At 65.8% G+C, this 4,308-nt stretch carries 4 protein-coding genes; 3 read left to right on the forward strand and 1 reads right to left on the reverse strand.

Going from position 1 to position 4,308, the window contains the following annotated elements:
- The first annotated feature begins 360 nt into the window (after positions 1-360).
- On the forward strand, positions 361-2,067 hold the full coding sequence (gene dnaB / locus ACFWPJ_RS26000; RefSeq protein WP_378855072.1) for a replicative DNA helicase: 1,707 nt from the start codon (positions 361-363) through the stop codon (positions 2,065-2,067).
- A gap of 317 nt (positions 2,068-2,384) precedes the next feature.
- On the forward strand, positions 2,385-2,648 hold the full coding sequence (locus ACFWPJ_RS26005) for an integrase core domain-containing protein (protein ID WP_378855074.1): 264 nt from the start codon (positions 2,385-2,387) through the stop codon (positions 2,646-2,648).
- Here the strand turns inward: ACFWPJ_RS26005 and ACFWPJ_RS26010 are convergent.
- Complete coding sequence (locus tag ACFWPJ_RS26010; protein WP_378855068.1) at positions 2,628-3,803, reverse strand: LysR family transcriptional regulator; 1,176 nt, start codon at positions 3,801-3,803, stop codon at positions 2,628-2,630. The genes ACFWPJ_RS26005 and ACFWPJ_RS26010 overlap by 21 nt on opposite strands.
- On the opposite strand from ACFWPJ_RS26010, the gene ACFWPJ_RS26015 reads away from it, so the two are divergent.
- The coding region (locus ACFWPJ_RS26015; protein WP_378855070.1) for an NAD(P)/FAD-dependent oxidoreductase at positions 3,693-4,308 on the forward strand (616 nt) is incomplete at its 3' end. The genes ACFWPJ_RS26010 and ACFWPJ_RS26015 overlap by 111 nt on opposite strands.

The following is a 4,308-nucleotide window of genomic DNA, read 5'->3' on the forward strand; positions in this document are numbered from 1 at the left end:
GGGTTTTCCCCACGTTTTCCACAGGAGCTGCACAACACTGGGTGAACTACCCCCAAGTTATCCACAGTTGTGTGCACAGAGAGGGTTGGCGGCGCCCCGAAACGTCGCCTAGGTTCGTCGCATTGCCCTGCGCGCGACCCCGGGAATCACGCAGGCAACCGATTGCTGACATCCGTGTCGGTGCCCGGGAGTACAACGAGTTCATCGATGTGAAACCCCGGTTCTGCGGGCAGAGAGGACGGTCTGGTGACCACCACCGGTGACCGCGCGCATACGGACTTCCCGCCCGAACCCCCCGGCGAGGACTTCGGCCGCCAGCCCCCGCACGACATGGCCGCGGAGCAGTCCGTCCTCGGCGGCATGCTGCTGAGCAAGGACGCCATCGCCGACGTGGTCGAGGTGCTGCGCCCCGGCGACTTCTACCGCCCCGCCCACCAGGCCGTCTACGACACCATCCTCGACCTGTACGGCCGCGGCGAACCCGCCGACCCTGTCACGGTCGCCGCGGGCCTCGACCGCCGCGGCGAACTCAAGCGCATCGGCGGCCCGCCCTACCTGGTCACCCTCACCCAGACCGTCCCGACGGCCGCCAACGCCGGCTTCTACGCCGAGATCGTCGCCGAGAAGGCCATCCTGCGCCGCCTCGTCGAAGCGGGCACCCGCATCGTCCAGTTCGGCTACGCGGGCGCCGACGGCCAGGACGTCGCCGAGGTCGTCGACCGCGCCAAGGCCGAGATCTACGAGGTCACCGAGCGCCGCACCACCGAAGACTTCACCCCGCTGGAAGAACTCCTCCAGCCCACCATGGACGAAATCGACTCCATCGCCTCCCGCGGCGGCATCTCCCTCGGCGTCCCCACCGGCTTCACCGAACTCGACGAACTCACCAACGGCCTGCACGCAGGTCAGATGATCATCGTCGCGGCGCGACCTGGTGTGGGTAAGGCGCTGGCGCTGGACACGCCCCTACCCACGTCGGCAGGCTGGACCACCATGGGTGAGATCCAGGTGGGTGCCGAACTGATCGGCGCCGACGGCCGGCCCACCCGCGTTGTCGCAACCACCGAGGTCATGGCCGACCGTTCCTGCTACGAGGTGGAGTTCTCCGACGGCACGGTCATCGTTGCCGACGAAGAACACGAGTGGACGACGCTCGCGCCCACCCTGGCACCGCACCCCGTGGTCCGCACGACCGGCGAGATCGCCCACAGCCTGCGCACTCCCCGCGACAACTACGCCCACGCCGTGCCACGCACCGCACGCTCGGAAGCACGCCAGATCGTCGACGTGCGCAAGATCGATCCCGTCCCGGTCCGCTGTGTCGAAGTCGACAACGCCGACCACATGTACCTCGCAGGCCGCTCGCTGGTACCCACCCACAACTCGACGCTCGGCATGGACTTCATGCGCAGCTGCTCGATCAAACACGGCATGGCCAGCGTCATCTTCTCCCTCGAAATGAGCCGCACCGAGATCGTCATGCGCCTGCTCTCGGCTGAGGCGAAGATCAAGCTGGGCGATATGCGCTCCGGCCGGATGAGCGACGACGACTGGACCAAACTCGCCCGGCGGATGAGCGAGATCAGCGAGGCGCCGCTGTTCGTCGACGATTCCCCGAACCTGACCATGATGGAGATTCGCGCCAAGGCACGGCGGCTCAAGCAGCGCCATGATCTGAAGCTCGTCGTGGTGGACTACCTCCAGCTCATGAGCTCCGGCAAGAAGGTCGAATCCCGGCAGCAGGAAGTCTCGGAATTCTCGCGACACCTCAAGCTGCTCGCCAAGGAACTCGAAGTTCCGGTCATCGCGATCTCGCAGCTGAACCGTGGTCCGGAACAGCGAACGGACAAGCGGCCCATGGTGTCCGATTTGCGTGAATCGGGAAGTTTGGAACAGGACGCCGACATGGTCATCCTGCTGCACCGCCCCGACGCGTTCGAACGCGACGACCCGCGCGGCGGCGAGGCCGACCTCATCGTCGGCAAACACCGTAACGGCCCCACCGCCACCATCACCGTCGCCCACCAGCTGCACCTGAGCCGCTTCGTGGACATGGCCAGGGGGTAAGCCCTGCCCGCTCCATGGCGACCACGTATCACAGGCGCGGCCACACACCATCGGCTTCCTTGTGGCCCGAGCAATCGGCATGCACCGGCGAATGCACAACGGTCAAAGCCCTGACTGGGCCGAGATCGCAGAAACGCAGACCGACGCGAAGGGAATGCCGTTGCTCCTCAACGACCTCGACGCGCAGACCCAACAGCGATGGCTGGTGACTCAGGGATGGATTCGACTGGTAGACAACCAACTCCGCCGCGGCGGGCGAGCCAAGTCCGAAACTCATCGGCGCTGAATTCGCCGCGGAGACAGCAGAACTCGGTGTCCTGCGATCCGTAGGCCGCACAGGAACATGCTTCGACAACGCCTGGGCGGAATCGTTCAATGGGACCCTGAAGAACGAGCGGGTCAACCGCACCCAGTACTCGACACGGGAACACCTGAGAAGGGATATCACCAGCTATATCGAACTGCGCTACAACCAGATTCGAACCCACTCGGCGATCGACTACCGGACACCCAACGAAGTAGAGTCCGACTGGTTCGAGCGGAATCGAGCAGCGGCACTTTCACAATTGGATTGGGCCTAATTCGGCGGCAGTGCGGGCCATCGCGCGGATAGCGGCGCTGTCGGCGGTTGTGCGCCAGGTGAGCGCCCACTGCAGTTCTGGGGCGTCGGGCATCGGCAGGAAGACGATGCCGGGCGGGGTGTTGTAGCGTGCCGCGATCTCGCCGAGCGGGTGGACGCACTGCCCGGACGCCACCAAGGAGACGATCTCGTAGAAGGTCCTGGCGATCGGGCCGCGCGGGACGCGGCGGCCCCGCGGCGTGCGGGTCGGCACCATCGATGAAACCCAGTACTCGGGAGCGTCTTGACCGAAATCGACAACACGATAGTCGGCGAGGTCTTCGAGGGAAGCACTGCCACGTTCGACCAGCGGATGGTCGGTGGCCACAGCGAGCACGCGGCGGCCGGTGAGCACAGTCGGGCCGACGGTGATGTCAGGCTCGAGCACGGGCAGCCACAGCACGTTGATGTCGTGTCTGCCTTCGCGCAGCGCGTTGAACGGGTCTACGCCGTTGATCTCGCCAAAGGTGATGCCACACTCCGGATAGCGCGCAGCGAACGCGTCGGTCAGCGGCCGAAGTTCGTGTCCTGCGTGCCCGAAAACGCCGATCCGCAGCGACTGGTCCGCGTTCAATCCGGCGGCCTCAGCGCGGGCGAGCGCGGCTTGGAGCAGGTCGTGGACTTGCTTGAGGTCTTCGCGCAGGCGCCGCCCGACCGGAGTCAGTCGCACGCTGCGGCTCGTGCGTTCGAAAAGCGCGGTACCGATGCGGCGTTCCTGTTTGCGGATGGCCTGACTCACGCGGGCCTGGGACACGTGCAGTCGCTCCGCGGTGTGGCCGAAATGCAGCTCTTCGGCCAGGGTCAAAAATATCTCGATGTCGCGTAGCTCCACGCATAACTCCAGTGTTATCAATCGGTGCACGAAGCTTACGTTGTTCGGTTGCCGCGTTCGCGCGAAGGTTGATCTGTCACCGAGATCAACCCGGCGGCAGATCGACAACAAGGAGCCGTGAGCATGAACGTCAAGCACGAAATCGTCGTCATCGGTGGCGGATACGCCGGTGTGATGGCGGCCAACCGCCTGACCACGAACGCCGCAGCGCGCGTCACGGTGATCAATCCGCGTCGAGTCTTCGTGCCTCGGTTGCGCATGCATCAGGTCGCTGGCGGAACCCACGAGGGCGCAGTCGAATACCCCGACGTCCTCTCCGAGAAGGTCCGGCTGGTGGTCGGCAGCGTGACGCGCATCGACGCGCCCGCGCGCAAGGTGCTGCTCGCCGACGGCGACTCGATCGACTACGACTACCTGGTCTACGCGGTTGGTAGCGGCAACGCCGCGCCCTCGGTGCCAGGTGCCGCCGAGTTCGCCCACCCTGTCGCGACCTTGGAAGCGGCGCAGCGGCTGCGGTCGCTCCTTCTGGACACGCCGATCTCGGCCCCGGTGAGCGTGATCGGTGGCGGGCCGGCCGGAGTCGAGACCGCTGCCGAGCTGGCCGAGCAGGGCCGCGTGGTCACTCTCATCTGTGGCGGCGCTCTGGTGCCCTACCTACACCCCAAGGCGCGTCGGACCGCCCACAAGTACCTGGCCAAGCTGGGCGTCACCGTCATCGAAGGTGCCGATGCGGTCGTGACCGCGGTGTCTGCCGATGCTGTTGAGCTGGCTGACGGTCGAATCCTGGACC

The sequence above is a fragment of the Nocardia sp. NPDC058497 genome (assembly GCF_042720195.1).
In the GTDB taxonomy this organism is placed as follows: Bacteria; Actinomycetota; Actinomycetes; order Mycobacteriales; family Mycobacteriaceae; genus Nocardia.